Here is a 16,575-nt window from a genome sequence, read left to right as displayed (position 1 = left end):
ACTGAGCTTGCCGAAGTGAACTAACAAACTTTTACCTTGCCTGTAACCACATCACTTATTAAACTTTGCTTATACTCGTTCAAGTTCGCAATCTGATTTTCGATGGACGCAATTTGAGAATCGATAGAAGAAACCTTCTTCTCTATATAGGCGACAATTTCCTTTTGTTCGGAAAGAGGAGGGACAGGAATCATAATTGTTCGCATTTCGCTCCATCGCGTGGTCCACAAATCAGCCACAATCCCTCGACCCATACGATAGAATTCTTCTATATAATTATTACTCCTAAACAAGTAATGAATGTAATGCCCATCTATATTACGTGGCGTAGCAACAATATTAATCAAGGAAACAGAACCATCTAATTCGGATAAACCGCAAGATCCCTTTCGGTCTGAACGAGAATTAACAACAAAATCCCCTTTCAGAACCAACTTTCTATTATCTCCATCATCGGTTTTGCAAGCACTTTCCAATTGCGGAGTCACACCCATTTTAGATACTGACAATGGCGGATAATCTTTATCGGAAACTTTTTCTTTCCTTTGAATAAAGCGATGTCCCAATTTATCCACTTCCCAGTTTTCAGGGATTTTTCCTATCCAAGAAATGCCAGAATCTTTCCATTTGCGTTTCTCTCGTCTTTCGTCTATCTTGCCTGTGACGGCATTTGCGATAACGGATTGTTTGTATTCTTTCAGGAGTTCGATTTGTTTCTGTTTTGCCGAAACAAGTTCATTGATTTGCGCAGTCTTTTTGTCCAGGTATTCCGCAATCGTCTTTTGTTCTGGAAGCGGAGGGAGAAGAATAACGATATTTCCGATTTCACCTGCTGAAATATGAACAACTTTCAACTTGGCTTTCCCATAACTCTTTTGTATTCGGCAATACTTACTTTCTAGTGCATAATTAAGAAACGATGGGTTTTGTGAATGCTTGGCAACAATTATATCTCCTCCAGCCAAACATTTTTCATTTCCTAGGTATACAATATTTTTTCCAATTTCCTCTACAAGTTCCCCCGTACCCGCAAAGAGAATATCTCCATATGAGAAATACTGTGGAGACGCAATAAATTTATTTTTTGTTAGAGAGTAACAATCAGAAAATGAAACATCGTATTTAGAATAGATTTCCCCATATCGAACACATTTTATATCACCATCTGGGAAAACTTCTTCTTTTGTAATTCCATTTCCTTTACAAAATTCATCGACAACATATTTCAAACGTTTCGTTTCCCAATGCTCCGGCACATCTCCTATCCAAGAGATTCCTGAATCTTTATATCGCGCATACTTTCTCATATAGACAAATTCCTTTAGATTCTTCGACTCCACTTAGTTCCGCTCAGGATGACACTCGAATAAGAGATTGCTTCGTCACAACGTACCTCGCAATGACGTGTTCATCCTTACTCTTCCAGAATCTCCGCTAGGGCACCTTCGGTTTGCCGTTCCAGTTTCATGATGTCGTTCTTGATGTCTTTCAGGCTGCGGAGTTCCACAGGCTTGTAGAAATACTTGGTAAAGCTGAGTTCGTAACCCACAGTGGGTTCGCCAAAAATCACGTCAGGCGTATAGGGTTTGACTTCGTTCTCGTAGAAACCTTCGATTCCACCCGGATAGTTCATCGGAATCTGTTCCGTTTCGTTACGGCTCGCCTTATATTTTATATTGCCTTTCTTGTCCTTGACCGGTTTTCCATTTTCGTCCAATACAGGCTTCATCAGCGGCACAGACCAGTAACCGAATTCGGAATTGTCGAAAATCTTGCTCTGTTCCGTTTCCTTGAAATCCATCAGGAGTTTCAAAATCTTTGCTCGGTCTGCCTCGTTCGTTTCGCAATTCTTTTCGCCCAGATTCTTGCGGAGCGGAGTCTTGATGGCGGTTGCGTCAATCAACTGCACCTTGCCCTTGCGGCGTTTTTCCTTGCGGTTCGTGACAATCCAGATGTAGGTACCGATACCCGTGTTGTAAAAGTCCTTTTCGGGCATGGCGACAATCGCTTCGAGCATATCGTTTTCGATGATATACTTGCGCAAGTTGCTGTTACCCGAGCCTGCGTCGCCCGTAAAGAGCGAACTTCCGTTGTGCACCTCCACGATGCGGGTGCCGAGTTCCGTTTCCTTCATGCGGCTCACGTTGTTCGCCAAGAAGAGCATCTGCGGGTCGCCAATGTCGGGGACAAAGTTTATGTCGTCCGAAAGCACAAAACGGCTGTCGGTGATTTCCTTCTTGTCCGAAATCCCCCAGTTCTTGAGGTCTTCTTTCCATGCCGTACCAAACGGCGGGTTCGAAATGCAGAAATCATAAGTTTCGCCAATGTGACCATCTTGCGAAATGGTCGAACCAAAAGCGATATAGTCGCGCTGCTGCTTGTTCAACGAATAACTGAAACTCTTGATTTGGCCCGAAATCATGATATCCGCCTTGCAGGTAGCGTAAGTATCGGGCATCAGTTCCTGACCGAAAATGTGAATCTTGATTTTCTTGTCGCGTTCACGTGCCATATCAAGGATTTTCTCCTTGGCAACCGACAAGATTCCGCCCGTACCGCAGGCTCCGTCGTAAATGGTGTATGTCGAATTTTCAAGTTTGTCCGCAATCGGGAGAATCGTCAAGTCGGCAAGCAACTTTACCATGTCGCGCGGCGTAAAGTGACGACCGGCGCTAGTCACCGCATAAGCTTCGTTGAAGCGGCGGAGCAGTTCCTCGAACACCGTTCCCATCATGTGGTTATCGACACCGGGCAAAGTTTCTTTTCCGCTTGCATCTTTTAGGGGCAAGATTCCCAAATTGATGGACTTGTCGGTAAACTTTTCGAGAATGGATCCCAGGCGGTTGTTCTCGGTAAGTTTGTCGATGGTCGGCAACAGTTCGAACTTCTTGACAATGTCCTGGACATCCTTGCTGTAACCGTCGATGTATTCCAGGAAATTCATTTTCAGGCGGTTCGGGTTCGTCTCTGCCGTCAGCGTGCGCATCGTAAACTTCGAAACGTTCACGAAGGGATACTTGGTGATAGCGGTCAGCACCGGCTCGTAGTTCACAATCTTCTGCTTGTCGAGTTCGGCCTTCTGCTTGAGAACGGCCTCTTTCGTAGGTTCCAAGAGAACGTCGATGCGGCGGAGCACCATCATCGGGAGAATGACCTTCTTGTAATCGACCTGTTCAAAGACATCCACCAACACGTCGTTGGCGATATTCCACATAAAACTGACCAGCTTGTTGAACTGCTGCGTGTTATCCATAAGGGCCTCATTTGCTAGCCCTTATACTGGTGCATTCAACTGCAAGCAAAATTCCGCGGTCATTTCGGCAAGCTCAATGACCTTTATCTCGCCCGGCAACCACGCGTTCGCAAGAAAAAGCGTGGCGTCGAATGCACTTACTGGAACCGTGGCTCTGGAAAACCAAATACAACAATAAGCACAAACGACCCACGCCCATTGCTGGACGTGAGTGTTCGCCTTATCCTCGTTGTATTTTGAAAATTTTCCAGATTTTCGGTTCCGAGAATAAGAGCTAACTCAACGTTAAACTCGCGCCCCAAACCGCGAGGAATGGGGCTATGTCAATGGGAAATATATATAAATATGCGAGAGGGAGATCCTCGCCTACGCGAGGATGACGAAAGAAATCGCGGGGATGACGAGAAAAGACGCGGGGATGACGAGAGAAATCGCGGGAATGACGCAAGGAAAGTCGATGCAGAGTGGATCCTATCGCCGCATTGCGGCTCCAGGATGACTAGGGCATGACATTTGAGCGGGCGGGCGGGACAAGCCGGGGGTTTTAGGGGGCGGAGCCCCTTAGGCGAGGGGGTAGCGGCCCTTCGGCAGGCTCAGGGACCTTTGTCACTGGGACTGGCGATGGAAGCGAGGGGGATTCTTCCCCCACCATCAAATCAATCAGTTATTCCTTCCGGGCATTATTTTTGCAAATTCATACCCGCGGGGCTTGAATTTTATTAGTTTTCGGGTATGGAACTTCGAGTTTTACGGTATTTTCTGGAGGCGGCGCGGTTGGGGAATGTCTCGCGCGCGGCGGATAATCTTTGCGTGACGCAGCCGACGGTGAGTCGCCAGCTCAAGGAGTTGGAGGAGGAACTGGGCGAGAAGCTTTTCGAGCGCACGAACTACGCGATTCGGCTGACGCCTGCGGGGGAACTCTTGCGGGAGCGTGCGGAGGATATCCTTTCGATGGCCGACAGGACGGTGCAGGATTTCAAGTCGCTGAAGGAAGACGAGGTGGTGGGTGAAATTGCTATTGCCTGCGCGGAATCGCGGAACGTGAATTTTCTTTCGAAGTGCATTGCGATTCTCCGGGACGATTATCCGAAGATTAAGTACAACTTATATTCGGGCGACAGCGAGCGCGCCCTGGAAAAGCTGGACAAGGGCATTTTTGATTTCGCGGTAGTTGTAGACAACGTTGATTTGGAAAAGTACAACTGCCTTGCGGTGCGTTCGGTGGACCGCTGGGGCGTGGTGATGCGTCGTGACGACCCTTTGGCCAAGCGGGATTTCATTGAGCCGAAGGATTTGCTCGACAAGCCGCTGATGGCGTCGCGCCAGGCGATGGTGGCGGATTTGCCGAAGTGGTTCGGCGACGATATTTCGAGGCTGAACGTGATTGTGGGGCTGGATCTTTCGTACAACGGTTCGGTGCTTGCGAAGGAGGGGACGGGCTACTTGCTCACATTCGACGGCCTTGTGGATACGAGCCGCAGTTCGCGCCTGTGCTTCAGGCCGCTTATGCCCGAACTCACCACCAACATGTACATCATTTGGCGGCGGGGCCAGCAGTTCACGCGGGCGGGGGAACTTTTCCTCGACACGCTCCGACACGTGCTGGGGGAATAGAAGCGGACAAGCGCCCCATTTTTAAGGTTTAAAACGGTTGCACGCCTAAATCGGTGTCGCCGTCTTTGACTTTCGCAAGGATTTCGAGGCCTGTCAAGTCTTGCATCATGCGGATGTTGTCGTCTTCCATTTCCAGGTTGCCGCTAGAGCCGTAGCGGTTTACGATGAGCCCGCGGACATCGAGGCCGCGGCTACGGGCGTATTCTACGGTGAGCACGCAAGCGTTAATGGAGCCGAGGGCCGCTGTCGTAACAATAAGCAGCGGAAAGCCTAACGTTTTCATGATATCGACGAGGAATATTTTTTTCGATGCTCCTGATGCGTTGCTAGATTCGTCGGCATCATAGCGGATGGGGCAAATGATTCCACCGCTGCCTTCGGCGAAAATGAATTCGTGTCGTTTAGTTGCTGCTTCGAAATCGGCCTGGACTTTCGCAATTTCTACGGGGTTGCCTTCTTTGCGGGCGGCGAGATGCGGCGAGACAGCTTTTTTATAGACGTAGCTCACGAGCTGATCTTGCGTATCGGAAAGATTCGCGATGCGCTTCACGTAATCGGCATCACCTGCGACCCATTTGCCGTCGCGGAGTTCTGCACCGCTGAGGGCAGCCTTGTAGTAGCCCGCATCGATACCGGAATCGCGCCACTTTTTTACGAGAAGGGCGGTGATGAAGGTCTTGCCGACATCCGTTCCGGTAGCTGTAACGAAATATCCTTTGGACATAAAAAGTAAACAGTGGTTAGTGATTAGTGGTTAGGAATAGCGACGCTTCACAAGCAATCATTTATTATTTGAGCAATGGTTGTTGCAGCAATCTGAAGTTGTTCGTGCGTGTGCGTTGCCATTAGGCTTGCGCGTAGACGGGCTTGGCCCTTGGCGACGGTGGGGTAACGGATTGCAGGGATGAGTATTCCCGCATCTTGGAGAGCGGCGGATATTTTGAGTGCGCGGGCTTCGTCGCCGATGACAATCGGAACAATCGCAGACGGGGACTGCACGACGTTCACGCCTTCATGTAGCAAGGCATCGCAGAAAAATTTCACGTTTTCGCGCAAGTTCTGAACGCGTTCCGGGTGCGCATCAATGTAGCGCAAGTTATTGCAGGCGGCAGCGGCAACGGCAGGGGGCATCGCCGTCGTGAAGATAAAGCTACGGGCCTTGTTGCGGAGGAAATCAATCAGCTGTTGCTTGCCCGCCACGAAGCCGCCCTCGGCGGCGACGGCTTTGCTCAATGTGCCGACAGTTACATCGGCATGAGCACAGCCGTAGTGCTCGGCAAGTCCGCGCCCGGTCTTGCCGAGCACGCCCGTGGCGTGCGCCTCGTCAATCATCAGGAGGCATTCGCTTTCATGCGCAATCCGCAAAAGTTCCGGCAGGTTCGCAAGGTCGCCATCCATGCTGAAAACAGCGTCTGTCACGATGAGTTTGCGAGGGACCGGCAACGTGGGCTCATACGCACGAGACTTTTCCGCTTCTTGAATCACCCGTTGCAAATCCGCCACGTCGTTATGCTTATAGACAAAGCACTTGGCGCGGGAAAGGCGGATTCCGTCAATAATACTCGCGTGGTTCAATTCATCGCTAAAGATAAAGTCGTTCTTGCTGCACAAAGCAGAAATCGTGCCGACATTCGCCATGTAACCCGTATTGAACGTAATAGCGGATTCTTCGCATTTGAATTTCGCGATAAATTCTTCCAGTTTCTGATGCGGAGTCTTGTTGCCCGTGGTAAGGCGGGCACCCCCGCTACCAGTCCCCCACTCCAGAACCGCTTGAGCCATCGCTTGTTTGAGTTCATCGACGTTCGCCAAGTCCAGGTAAGAATTGGAAGCAAGTAAAATCTGCTCCTGCGAAGTGCCGTCGGGCATGCGGATTTTCACGCGCGACGATTCTGGCGTTTCCATCAAGCGCATCGAGCGGTAAGTGTTGTTCGCACGCGCAGTCTCTAACGCATCTCTTGTAAATAAGTCTAAAATTTTCTCTTTCATGCTAATTTTCTCTGGATCCCGTTCGAAGCTTAGCTTCTCCAGGATGACTTGTTACGAAGCACTCAACCATTTTCCTTCGGTTCTCCACTCAGGATGGCTATCTAGCCTTTCTATTTCTCTTTGGATCCTATCGTTCCTACGGTCACTCCAGGATGACTTGTTACTGAACAATCCATTTTTTTCGAGATGACTTGTTATTGAAAAATCAACTCTGGATCCCGTCACTTCGTTCCAGGAAGACTCGAGGAGACATCAACGAGCACTTTTTTCTTCTGCAAGTACTCGATACACTCTTCGGCTTTAGCCTTGCGCGAGTCGAACAGGAAAATGCGGCCTCCGTTTTCATCGCCCATTTCTTTCATCTTCATGATGCGTACATAGCCGAGTTCCTTGCTCGCCACATAGCCCGTCACATAATTCGGGTCATCGCTCACGCAAAATTCCGCCACCATTCCGGGGGCGTTCGCCACCTTGGTCGCAAGCACGATGGCTTCGTTAAAGTGATTCTTGCAACTATCCACTTCGCTCGAATGAAGCGCGTCCATATAAGTCGCCCGCACGCCGCGTTCGTGGTCAGGTTCCAGGCGCTCACCCGTCGCGATATCATACAGCATCGCACCACGCATCGGGAACGTTGCCCGCAAAAGTTCTGGCAAATTTGCGGCGAAGTTTTGAAGGCAGGCTTTTTCACTCGTTCCCTTCGGCACGCTCAGGGAACTTTCTTTATGAACTTCCATCACAGCTTTGCTGACCAACCCAAAAGCCTTCTCCAGCCCTTCCTGCCAAGATTCCACATCTACACGCGTCACGGGCAAGGCCTTCAAAATCTGGATATCGCTTTCACAAACCTTTTCGATTTTCACGTTGATAAAATCCGGGTCGCCTTTGGAATGCGTCATGGCCCGACGCACCATCGCTGAACATACCGCTTCTACAGAGTCACGGCCCACAATGCGTTCGGCACCGGAAATGTGTTGTTCATGCTTTTGTTCGCCCTCGCCCACTTGCTGCGAGGCACGCATTTTTAAACTATAATATTCCATAAAAATCTCAATGGATCCTATCGGGGCGTGGTTCGGCAAGCTCACCAACCTTGCCTCTCCAGGATGACAGGATGTCTACTTACTCATGAAATTCGTCTTCGCCTTCTACGACAGGCGCGGGTTCACATTCGCCAATCATCTTGATCGCTTCGCAGATGCGGTCGATTTCAGAATCGGTTGTAATGAACGGAGGCATCGTATAGACGTAATTGCAGAAAGGCCTGAGCCACACGCCGGTTTCGCGAATCACGCGCAAGATATCTTCCGCTGAAGGTTTCGCCTTCAATTCCAAGACTCCGATAGCGCCGAGAACACGCACGTCGGCCGCATTTTCAAGCGCTCGGAGCGGTTCAAGGTTCGCACGGAGGCGAGATTCAATTCGAGCAACCTTCCCCGCATAATCGCGACTTTCAAACAGCGAAAGCGACGCGATTCCCGCAGCGCAGGCAAGCGGATTCGCCATGTAAGTGGGGCCGTGCATAAACGCAGGAATCTTGCTATTCGTAATTGTTTCGGCAACCTTCTCGGACGCAACGCAAGCCGCCATGGTAATGCTTCCGCCCGTGAGCGCCTTGCCTATGCACATGATGTCCGGCTTTATTCCCGCATGCATCATCGCAAATCGCGGGCCCGTGCGATAAAAGCCCGAAGCAATTTCATCCAAAATAAGCAAGATACCGTAACGATCGCAAAGTTCGCGAAGGGCCTTTAAGTAACCTGCATTGTAAAGCCACATGCCGTTTCCACCCTGAAAAACAGGCTCGCAAATCACGGCAGCGATTTCACCCTTATGATCTTCGACAACTTGCTCCATCGATGCGAAATCCGACTGGTTCCAAGCCTCGTCAAAACGGCAGTTCGGGCGTTCCGCAAAGTAATGGTGCGGCATGATTCCACGGAAAAGCGTATGCATTCCATCAGGGTCAGAAAGCGCCATCGCGCCTGCGGTATCGCCATGATAGCCACCCTTCAAGGCGACCAACTTGCAGCGTTCCGGATGACCGAGGGAATACTGATATTGTACAGCCATCTTGGCGGCACATTCCACAGCAATGCTTCCCGAATCTGCGAAGAAAATCTTGTTCAAGCCTTCGGGCAAAAAGTTCACCAGCTTTTCACCCAACTCAATCGCGGGTTCGTGCGTAAAACCGCCGAACATCACATGGCACATCTTTTCGCTTTGTTTTTGAATCGCTTCGACGATTTCAGGGGCATTATGCCCGTGCGCCATGCACCACCAACTCGATACAGCATCGATCAATTTCAGACCATCGGCCGTTTCAATCGTCGTTCCATGAGCGGATTTTGCCAAGAACCTAGCCGGAGTATTTTTCAGCGCCGCATACGGATGCCACAAATGCGCGCTATCAAAATCAAGTAGCTTTTCCATTTAGATTCAAATATAGAAAATTCCTATTCCGAGCACATTTTATATATTTTTCCTTATGAAGAAGATACTTGTAAAAGTATTTTTTGGGCTTTTAAAAGGATAAAAAGAATGCTCAAAATCGAAGCCTACAGCGAAAAATATATCAACGACGCCATTGCAATCTGGAACGACATTGTCGAAGACGGAATCGCGTTCCCGCAGAAGGAAACTCTTGACCCGCTGACTGGAGACGCATTTTTCAAGTCACAATCGTTTACAGGCATTGCCACCGATGCAGACTCCAGCGAAGTGGTCGGGTTGTACATTCTCCACCCGAACAATGTTGGACGCTGCGGGCACATTTCAAACGCAAGCTACGCCGTCAAGAAGAACAAGCGCGGCCAGCACATCGGTGAATTTCTCGTGAAAGATTGCCTCGCAAAAGCTAAAGAAATCGGCTTCCGGATTTTACAGTTCAACGCCGTTGTCGCCACAAACACATCCGCACTCAAGCTCTACAAGAAACTCGGTTTTACGCAACTCGGCGTGATTCCCAAAGGGTTCTTGCTCAAGGACGGGAATTACGAGGACATCATCCCCCACTATATCGAACTTTAAACAATTCAAAACCTAGTTTTTGAAAAAAAATAAAACAACTTTCATTGAAAAGAATATATTTTAAACATCAAAAGTAATTGTTTTCATCAAGGACCGTTATGGACAATTGCCCAAAATTTATAGCAGACTTTCCTGTGAACACTGCGGAATTTTTCACAGCTATAACTTACGCCGCAACTGAGCTGTACATTTCGATGCATGTACTTGACCTTGAGAATCAAACCGCATTCCCTATCAAGACCAACCAATTCATCGATAAATTCATGAAATGCGGCACCACCCTACAAGAAAGTCTTACCAATATCATGGTAAACCTTGCATGCCCAGAAAGTGTTGAAACCATCAAGAATTTTACGACACTTTCAACATTGCCGGAACGCCTGAAAAATACAAATGTTATTTCAGAAATTTTTCACGGAAAGATACACGGTTGGAGCAAGGCGATATTTGTCCGCATCGGTAATGAAAAGCCTCTACGCCGAGTCCTGTACCTTGTCGAAAACGTGAACGCGCAAATGACAAAGCTGGAACAAGAGAAGGAACTCCTGGAGCAGAACCGCAAACAGCAAAATATGATTAACGCGCTCATGAACGGATTCACCTCCGTTATCGGAGTCGATTTTGTAACTGAAAAAGTGGAATATCTTCGCACAAGCAGTCGAATCAAAAACGCACTAAGCCTCATAAAAGAACAACCTACATTCAAGGCTCTTGTTGAACAACTTATCAATACGTCCGTTCTCGAAGAGGATCGGGATAGCATTCGAGAAGTGACAGACGAGTCCTATATCAAAGAATACCTGCCAGTCGGCAATAGTTTGTCAAAAATATTTCACAACGAACTCGGCCAGTATGTCGAAATGAAGGTTGTTCGAACTGGTGAAGAAACAACTTTATTCGGTTTTGCCGACAAGCATAACGAAATCACGGAAATAAACGACAAAATCTACAGGGATTCATTGACACAAGTAATGAATCGCAAGTATTTTGACGACAAACTATCATCACGCAACAGCCAAGCCGTTGTAATGGCTGATATCGACTTTTTCAAAGACGTTAATGACAATTTCGGTCACCAGTGTGGAGATGCCGCACTTACTGCGGTAGCATCGATACTGAATTCATCTGTTCGTAATCTGGACCGCATAGTACGTTATGGAGGCGACGAGTTCTTAATTTCGTTCAAGGGAATCAGTCATGAAGTGCTAAAAATCAGACTTGAACAGATGCGCGCCAAGGCAGAAAAAATCAAACTGAAAGATTACCCGAATGTAAAGTTAACGATGAGTTTTGGCGGAACATTCGGAGACGGAACGGTTTCAGACATGCTCTCTTATGCCGACAAGGCGCTCTATGTGTCCAAGAAAAAAAGGAACTGCGTTACCTTAGTTCCGTTCGAAAAATAAAATTAAGTATTTCCAACTTATACTGAGTTTGGCAATACAACTGTAAAAATAAGGTTCACATTTAGCGAATATTTTTGGACGTTGGTTCTCCAGTTAGCCAACAAATGTTTTTTCTACTTGAGCATAAATGACAAAAACGGCGAGCTAATGCCCGCCGCTTTCTAATTCTTTTTAAAAGAGGGATTAGTCGCCCGTTCTGTAGTTCGGAGCTTCCTTCGTGATGGTCACATCGTGCGGGTGAGATTCGCGGAGGCCTGCGCCCGTGATGCGGACGAACGTAGCCTTCTTGTAGAGTTCTTCGAGGTTAGCAGCACCGGCATAACCCATGGCAGAGTGAATACCGCCAATCAGCTGGTAAACGGTGTCGCGGAGCGGTCCCTTGTACGGAACACGGCCTTCGATGCCTTCCGGAACAAACTTGCGCGGTTCCTGGACGCCACCCTGGAAGTAACGGTCGGCAGAACCTGCCTTCATGGCGCCGAGAGAGCCCATGCCGCGGTAGCTCTTGTAGCTTCGGCCGTCAGCGAGAATCACTTCGCCCGGAGCTTCTTCGGTACCGGCAAAGAGAGAGCCCACCATCACGGCGTGACCGCCAGCAGCGAGAGCCTTCACGATGTCGCCAGAGAACTTGAGGCCACCGTCAGCAATGATCTTCACGCCGACCTTGCGAGCCATCTTGCCGCATTCCACCACGGCGGAGAACTGCGGGTAACCGACGCCAGCCACGATACGGGTCGTGCAGATGGACCCCGGACCGATACCCACCTTGACGATGTTCGCACCGCACTTAGCGAGTTCTTCCACGGCTTCCGGCGTGCAGACGTTACCGGCGCAAATCGTGAGCTTCGGATATTTCTTGCGAACGGTCTTCACCATGTTACGCACACCGATGTGGTGGCCATGAGCCGTATCGATAATCAACAGGTCGACGCCGGCATCCACGAGAGCAGCCACGCGTTCAAGAGTATTGGCGGAAGTGCTGACAGCGGCACCGACGAGCAACTGGCCGTTCTTGTCGAGGCTTGCGTTCGGGTTGTTTTCGCGCTTCAAGATGTCAGTCATCGTAATGAGGCCCTTCAGGGCACCGGAAGCATCCACCAGCGGGAGCTTTTCGATACGCTTTTCGGCGAGGATTTCCTTCGCCTTGGCGAGGCTCACCTTCGGGCTTGCCGTCACCGGATTCTTGGTCATCACGGCACGAATCTTCACGTTCATGTCGCTCACGGTGCGGAGGTCGCGGCTCGTGAGCATACCGACGAGCTTACCCTTGGAAAGAATCGGGAAACCGCTCACCTTGTTGCGGGCGCGGAGTTCAAAAGCAGCAGATACCGGTTCATCGGCATCGAGCGTCACCGGATTCGTAACAATACCGGACTGCCAACGCTTGACCTTGCGAACTTCTTCGGCCTGGTCTTCGATAGACATGTTCTTGTGGATAATGCCGAGACCACCCTGCAAAGCAAGGGAAATAGCGAGCGGAGCCGTCGTCACGGTATCCATTGCAGCACTGATGATAGGAATGTTCAGCTTGATATTCGGGGCGAGCTGAGTGCTCACATCGGTCTGAGCCGGAAGAACAGAAGATTCTGCGGGAACAAGGAGGACGTCGTCAAACGTCAAAGCTTCTGGCAAAAGTTTCATATAGTACCTCTTTTGCGCATAGAATATAGTAATTTTCGGTTTTAAATCCTAGCTCTAAACCGCTAGAAATGTGTAAAAAAGAGCGTTTTAGCGATGAGCAGCGTCGAAATCGCCCTATTTGCCGTTATACCGTTCCATGCACTTTTCGATGCCGAGCTTGAAGTAGCATTCCACAAGCGCGGGCACTTTTGCAATGGCCTCTTCGAATATGGGGCGGTCTTCGGGCGAGAACTTGGCGAGCACCCAGTTGCTGAGGTCAAATTTCGGAGGGCACTTGCCCACGCCAAAGCGGATGCGCGGGAACTTGTCGCCCACATGCTCAATGATGTTGCGGAGCCCATTCTGACCGCCATGGCTACCGTCCTTGCGGCAACGGATACGGCCTACATCCAAATTAATATCGTCGCTAAAAACCAGCAGATGATCAACCTTCACCTTGTACCAGGTCATCAGGGCCTGCACTGCTTCGCCAGACAGGTTCATGTAGGTCTGCGGTTTTGCCAACAGGCATTCCTCGCCCGCGATGTTCACCTTCATGGTAAGCGCCTTGTGTTCGCTTTTCCAGTCCTTGTTCGGGTCGGCCAACTTTTCTACAGCCATAAAGCCCGCGTTGTGGTGAGCGTTTGAATACTGAGTACCAGGATTTCCGAGACCAACGATGATGTACATAACAGGTATGAGGTCGCGCCAAAGGCGCTTTGAGGTGTGAGGTAAACGGTAATATAGTAAATAGCTCATGCTTCGAGCCTAAAAAAATGACCTGCCTGCACGGAGCAGACAGGTCCAATTTCGATTGCTTGATGCAATTACTTAGCTTCGGCAGCCGGAGCAGCTTCAGCAGCAGCGTCGTCAGCCTTCTTACCGCTCTTGGCAGAGATCGTGAAGATCACGGTACGCGGCTGGCAAGCGAGTTCGATACCGTCGGCGAGCTTCCAATCCTTGGCGTAGAAGGTCGTCGGAGCCGGGAAGTCGGAGATGTCCATTTCGAGGACAGCCGGAATCTTGGCCGGTTCAGCAGCGAGCTGGATGTAACGGTTCTGCTGAGCGAAGGTACCGCCCTGAGTCTTGACGCCAACCGGAAGACCGGAGAGCTTGACCGGAACGCGAACCTTGACCTTGGAAGATTCTTCAATCTTGAGGAAGTCAATGTGTTCGATTTCCTGGGTCAGCGGATTCTTCTGGTAGTTATAAATTACGGCAGCGTTGCCGGCCTTGCCATCAATTTCCAGGTCGAGAAGCGTGTAACGCTTACCCGGGGCGAGAACCTTGCGAACATCGATTGCGCTAACGCTGATATTCACAGACTCCTGACCCTTACCATAATAGACAGCCGGGATCTTGCCTTCCTTGCGGAGACGGGCGCAGTCGCGGCTCTTGCCTAGCACTCTCGAGGTTGCTGCGAGTTTTGTGAGTTCCATAATTTTACTCCAATTAAGTAAATGGTTAAAAAAAATTCATTGGGGTAGCTGGATTCGAACCAACGAATAACGGAATCAAAATCCGTTGTCTTACCACTTGACGATACCCCAATGGTGGCGCAAATATAGCATTTTCGCCAAAATTTCAAAGGGTTTTAGCTAAAATCCCTCAAAAAAGCGGGTTACAACCTGGTACCTGGAGATCGGCTTCAGCTCTTCGGCAGCCTCTTTAGCCTGTTTACGCGAATCAAAGACGCCAAAAACCGACGCCCCCGACCCCGACATCAGGACGGATTTCGCCCCGAGGCGCTTGAACTCGTTTTTCATCTCTTCGACAAGCGGATGCTTGGGGAACACCGACTCTTCGAAAGCGTTGAAGGAATTGGCAAGCGCAAAGTCGATCGACGCGGTCTTGCCGCCCGCGCGCATACACTTTGCCCTGTAAGTTTCCCAGCGGTCCGGGCCGGACTTGGGCACACCAGCATAGGCATCCTTAGTTGGCACGGAATCAAGTGGAGTCGCCACGAGCAAATATTGTTCACCCGTCAGTTGCAACGGCTTTACAAATGTGAGCTTTTCGCCAATTCCTTCGGCGAAAGCTGTGCCGCCTCGCACCAAGAACGGCACATCGGCCCCGAGACGGGCACCGATTTCTTCGAGCTTTTCAAACTTGAATTTGAGCTTCCACAGCTGGTTCAACAAACGAAGCGTTGCTGCAGCGTCTGCAGAACCACCACCAAGGCCTGCTCCTAAAGGCATTACCTTGTTCAAATAAATGTCGGCTCCAAGGGTCGTGCCCGACTCCTGCTGCAGGAGCTTGGCAGCTTTGTAAACCAAGTCCGATTCCAGCGGATAATTTTGCGGTTCATTGTAGCAAAGCGTAATGCGACCATCGTGTCGAGGTTCGGCACTTACGGTATCGCCCGCGTCAACAGTCTGGAACAACGTGCCCAAGTCATGATATCCGTCTTCACGCTTGCGGATGACATCTAAGAATAAATTAATCTTAGCAGGAGCGTACTCTTTCATGGCGTTAAACTTAGTAAAAATATTCCAATTTGGAATACCTAGGACAAACTTTTCATTACCGTAAAAAAAAACAATATATATTAGGGGATGATAGTTTCTAACTATTAAATAAGCCCAAGGCTTGTAAAAACCAAAAGAAGAGAAAATTATGAAGAAAATCGTTTTCACCATTTTCTTTTGCCTTGCCATATTGGCGGCGGAAGCCCAGGTCGACAAAATTCTAGGACCATGGACCGCCATCGACCCCGATACCGACAAGCCTTACGCCACCGTACTCATCTATAAAAGCAGCAACGGGCTGTATTACGGCAAACTCACCGAAATTCTGGATTCCGACGACCCTGCCGACCAAAAGCTCATCGGCACAATCATCATCAAGATGTAACAAGGAGAAAATATGAAGAATCTGTTTTTAAAAGTGCTCGGCACTAGCTTATTGTATGCGGCAACTACCTTTGCCCAGTCGGCAACCGAAATTGCCAAGAAAGTCCACGACTTACCTTCCGGAAAAACATCGTCCGCAACCATTTCGGTTACCCTGATCGACAAAAACGGAAAGACCCGCAACCGAGAAATCGCCTCTTACACCATGAAGGATGGCTCCACCGACAAGACGGTCCTTGTATTCAAGACACCCAGAGACGTGGCGGGAATCAGCTACCTCACCTACGACTACCCCGACAAAGCCGACGGTTCCACCGTCGATAGCGACAGCTGGATTTACCTGCCGGCCATGAAAAAGGTGCGCCGGGTTTCTGGTTCCAGCAAGGACGACGACTTCCAGGGAACGGACTTTACTTACGACGACCTGGGCACCCGCAGCCTTTCCAAGGACAACTTCGCCCTTCTCGGCGAAGAGAAGGTAAACGGTGTTGACTGCTGGATTCTGGAAGCCAAGGCAAAAGACGCAAAGGCGAAAGTCAGCCGCCGTATCACCTGGGTTGATAAAAAGACCTACGTGGTCCGCAAGGGCGAATACTACGACAAGCAGAATCGGCTACAAAAGACACTCTCCTGCGAAAACATTCAGCAGGTCAAGGGTTACTGGACCACGTTGAAAATGACCATGACCAATGTGCAGACCAACCATAAGACCGTCTACGAAATCAACAACCTGAAATACGACGAAAAGGTAAACGAAAGTTACTTTACGGTGAGTGCCTTGGAACGCGAACTGGTCAAGTAGATTCATCAG

Annotated in this window: 15 protein-coding genes and 1 tRNA gene; 5 read left to right on the top strand and 11 right to left on the bottom strand. The window is 49.5% G+C overall.

Translation table 11 applies throughout. The features are described from left to right. Window positions 1-20: 20 nt before the first annotated feature. Window positions 21-1,307 (bottom strand): restriction endonuclease subunit S, encoded by a 1,287-nt coding sequence (locus BUA93_RS02580; RefSeq protein WP_072977134.1) that lies wholly within the window; start codon window positions 1,305-1,307, stop codon window positions 21-23. A gap of 107 nt (window positions 1,308-1,414) precedes the next feature. Beyond that, window positions 1,415-3,253 (bottom strand): type I restriction-modification system subunit M, encoded by a 1,839-nt coding sequence (locus tag BUA93_RS02575; RefSeq protein ID WP_072977132.1) that lies wholly within the window; start codon window positions 3,251-3,253, stop codon window positions 1,415-1,417. 732 nt (window positions 3,254-3,985) lie between these two features. Between BUA93_RS02575 and BUA93_RS02570 the strand changes: the two genes are divergently transcribed. Further along, window positions 3,986-4,867 carry a LysR family transcriptional regulator gene (locus BUA93_RS02570; RefSeq protein WP_072977131.1) on the top strand — a complete coding sequence of 294 codons (882 nt, stop codon included), beginning with the start codon at window positions 3,986-3,988 and terminating at the stop codon, window positions 4,865-4,867. A 28-nt stretch (window positions 4,868-4,895) separates the two neighbouring features. Here the strand turns inward: BUA93_RS02570 and bioD are convergent, their stop codons facing one another. From bioD to bioA, 4 genes are all read right to left on the bottom strand, one after another. Beyond that, window positions 4,896-5,591: a dethiobiotin synthase gene (bioD, locus tag BUA93_RS02565; RefSeq protein WP_072977129.1), complete on the bottom strand. Its 696-nt coding sequence runs from the start codon at window positions 5,589-5,591 to the stop codon at window positions 4,896-4,898. 47 nt (window positions 5,592-5,638) lie between these two features. Further along, window positions 5,639-6,856, bottom strand: coding sequence for an 8-amino-7-oxononanoate synthase (gene bioF, locus BUA93_RS02560; RefSeq protein WP_072977127.1), 1,218 nt, complete (start codon window positions 6,854-6,856; stop codon window positions 5,639-5,641). 221 nt (window positions 6,857-7,077) lie between these two features. Continuing rightward, window positions 7,078-7,899 (bottom strand): 6-carboxyhexanoate--CoA ligase, encoded by an 822-nt coding sequence (locus BUA93_RS02555; protein WP_072977126.1) that lies wholly within the window; start codon window positions 7,897-7,899, stop codon window positions 7,078-7,080. Between the two features lie 79 nt (window positions 7,900-7,978). Next, on the bottom strand, window positions 7,979-9,289 hold the full coding sequence (bioA, locus tag BUA93_RS02550; RefSeq protein ID WP_072977124.1) for an adenosylmethionine--8-amino-7-oxononanoate transaminase: 1,311 nt from the start codon (window positions 9,287-9,289) through the stop codon (window positions 7,979-7,981). Between the two features lie 108 nt (window positions 9,290-9,397). On the opposite strand from bioA, the gene BUA93_RS02545 reads away from it, so the two are divergent. After that, window positions 9,398-9,886, top strand: a complete 489-nt coding sequence (locus BUA93_RS02545; protein ID WP_072977123.1) for a GNAT family N-acetyltransferase — start codon at window positions 9,398-9,400, stop codon at window positions 9,884-9,886. A gap of 134 nt (window positions 9,887-10,020) precedes the next feature. Further along, window positions 10,021-11,292, top strand: coding sequence for a GGDEF domain-containing protein (locus tag BUA93_RS02540; protein ID WP_254793814.1), 1,272 nt, complete (start codon window positions 10,021-10,023; stop codon window positions 11,290-11,292). A 183-nt stretch (window positions 11,293-11,475) separates the two neighbouring features. On the opposite strand, the gene guaB is transcribed toward BUA93_RS02540, so the two are convergent. The 5 genes from guaB to ispE all read right to left on the bottom strand — a co-directional run bounded on the left by guaB (window position 11,476) and on the right by ispE (window position 15,380). Next, window positions 11,476-12,933 (bottom strand): IMP dehydrogenase, encoded by a 1,458-nt coding sequence (gene guaB, locus BUA93_RS02535; RefSeq protein ID WP_072800790.1) that lies wholly within the window; start codon window positions 12,931-12,933, stop codon window positions 11,476-11,478. A 114-nt stretch (window positions 12,934-13,047) separates the two neighbouring features. Beyond that, entirely contained in the window at window positions 13,048-13,602 is a 555-nt protein-coding gene (gene pth, locus BUA93_RS02530; protein WP_072977120.1) for an aminoacyl-tRNA hydrolase, read from the bottom strand. A gap of 137 nt (window positions 13,603-13,739) precedes the next feature. After that, window positions 13,740-14,351, bottom strand: a complete 612-nt coding sequence (locus BUA93_RS02525) for a 50S ribosomal protein L25 (protein ID WP_072977118.1) — start codon at window positions 14,349-14,351, stop codon at window positions 13,740-13,742. A gap of 39 nt (window positions 14,352-14,390) precedes the next feature. Next, window positions 14,391-14,462, bottom strand: a tRNA-Gln gene (locus BUA93_RS02520). 48 nt (window positions 14,463-14,510) lie between these two features. Further along, entirely contained in the window at window positions 14,511-15,380 is an 870-nt protein-coding gene (gene ispE / locus BUA93_RS02515; protein WP_072977116.1) for a 4-(cytidine 5'-diphospho)-2-C-methyl-D-erythritol kinase, read from the bottom strand. A gap of 148 nt (window positions 15,381-15,528) precedes the next feature. Between ispE and BUA93_RS02510 the strand changes: the two genes are divergently transcribed. Both BUA93_RS02510 and BUA93_RS02505 read left to right on the top strand, forming a co-directional pair. Next, the gene (locus BUA93_RS02510) at window positions 15,529-15,765 is read left to right on the top strand and encodes a hypothetical protein (RefSeq protein WP_072977115.1); all 237 of its coding nucleotides are present in this window, start codon (window positions 15,529-15,531) and stop codon (window positions 15,763-15,765) included. Window positions 15,766-15,777: 12 nt separating this feature from the next. Beyond that, window positions 15,778-16,566, top strand: a complete 789-nt coding sequence (locus BUA93_RS02505) for an outer membrane lipoprotein-sorting protein (RefSeq protein ID WP_072977113.1) — start codon at window positions 15,778-15,780, stop codon at window positions 16,564-16,566. Window positions 16,567-16,575: the final 9 nt, after the last annotated feature.

The sequence above is a fragment of the Fibrobacter sp. UWH4 genome, from assembly GCF_900142475.1.
In the GTDB taxonomy this organism is placed as follows: Bacteria; Fibrobacterota; Fibrobacteria; order Fibrobacterales; family Fibrobacteraceae; genus Fibrobacter.
The sequence above is the reverse complement of the archived record's forward strand: the minus strand, read 5'-3'. Positions and strand labels throughout refer to the sequence as shown.